Here is a 1,545-nt window from a genome sequence, read left to right as displayed (position 1 = left end):
TAGACGGTATGTAGGGAGGGTTCGCTGAAGGGCCGGGACCCCGCTCACACGTTGCCGTGGGTTGCCGACCAGGCAGAACCTGGACGGTAGTGCCTACATGTGTGGGAGGTCCCGGTGTCTTTCGAGCCTACGACCGTGGGACTGGACGTGCACGCCCGCTCCACCACCGCGTGCGCGATCCACGACCCCACCGGCGAAATCACCACCACCAAACTCACCAGCGACCACGCCCAGATCTTGAACTGGCTTCATACCCTGCCCGGCCTGGTCCGGGCCGTCTACGAGGCCGGGCCCACCGGTTTCGCCCTGGCCCGCACCTTGAACGACGCTGGCATCGACTGCGTGGTCGCCGCACCCTCCAAGCTCCAACGCCCCAGCGGCGACCGCGTCAAGACCGATGCCCGCGACGCCCTGCACCTGGCTCGCCTGCTGCGGTTGGGCGAGGTCACCCCGGTGCGCGTGCCCACCCCGGCCCAGGAAGCGGCCCGGGACCTGTCCCGGGCCCGCGAAGACGCCCGCGCCGATCTGATGCGGGCCCGCCACCGCCTGTCCAAGCTCCTGCTGCGCCAGGGCATGCTGTGGGAGGGCAAGAACACCTGGTCGCGGGCCCACCACGACTGGATCACCCGCCAGCGCTTCACCCCACCCGCCCTACAGGCGGCTTTCGAGGCCGCCCACGAGCAGGTCCTGCTCACCAAAGACCGGCGTGACCGTTTGGACCAGGCCATCACGGCCACGGCCGCCGAACCGGACTGGGCAGCAGTGGTGGGCCGGTTGCGGTGCCTGCGCGGAGTCTCCACCACCACCGCGTTCGGCCTGGCCACCGAGATCGGTGACTGGCACCGCTTCACCGGCTCCAGCATCGGCGCCTATGTGGGGCTGGTGCCCAGCGAGCACTCCTCCGGTACTCGTCGGGTCCTGGGGCCGATCACCAAGACCGGCAACACCCACGTGCGCCGATTGTTGGTGGAAGCCGCATGGCACCACCGCCGCCCCTACCGGCACGTCACCCAGGAGATGCGCCAGCGCTGGGAACAGGCCCCGGCCACGGCCCGAGCGCGTGCTCACGCGGGCAACCACCGCCTACACCAGCGCTGGGTCCGCTTCGATGAGCGCGGCAAGAAGCCGTCAGTGGCTGTGGTCGCGATCGCCCGGGAGCTGGCCGGGTGGTGCTGGAGCCTGGCCGTGACCGAGGAGTAAGGCCCGGCTTGCACAAGCCGACCGGTGGGGGCCACAGCGCGGGCACCGCGTGAGGAACGATCCGCGATACACCTATGAGCAGCCCGGGGTTGTTTTTCCGGGCCACGCTCGATCTCTAGAGCCGCGGCCTCGTTCCCGCCGAACAGTCCGTCCTGCGGTAGCCAACCCGCGCATATCAGTCTGACCACGCGTCGTGCACGACACGCGAGCCACGCGGTGTGCTCCCACCGGTCTTCACGCAGTACCTGTTGCATGTGGTGGCGGGAAACCCGCGGTGGTGAGACCCTACGCATCACCGCAGGTCAACGCTGCTCTCTTGACACAAAGACCCCACATATCAGGTGT

General features: G+C 68.9%; 1 protein-coding gene. It reads left to right on the top strand.

From position 1 onward, the window contains the following. Positions 1–114 precede the first annotated feature (114 nt). Positions 115–1,200 (top strand): IS110 family transposase, encoded by a 1,086-nt coding sequence (locus G011_RS0129400; protein ID WP_196808549.1) that lies wholly within the window; start codon positions 115–117, stop codon positions 1,198–1,200. Positions 1,201–1,545: the final 345 nt, after the last annotated feature.

Origin of the sequence: Nocardiopsis sp. CNS-639 (assembly GCF_000381685.1) — a bacterium.
GTDB classification, from domain to species: domain Bacteria; phylum Actinomycetota; class Actinomycetes; order Streptosporangiales; family Streptosporangiaceae; genus Nocardiopsis; species Nocardiopsis dassonvillei.
The sequence above is the reverse complement of the archived record's forward strand: the minus strand, read 5'-3'. Positions and strand labels throughout refer to the sequence as shown.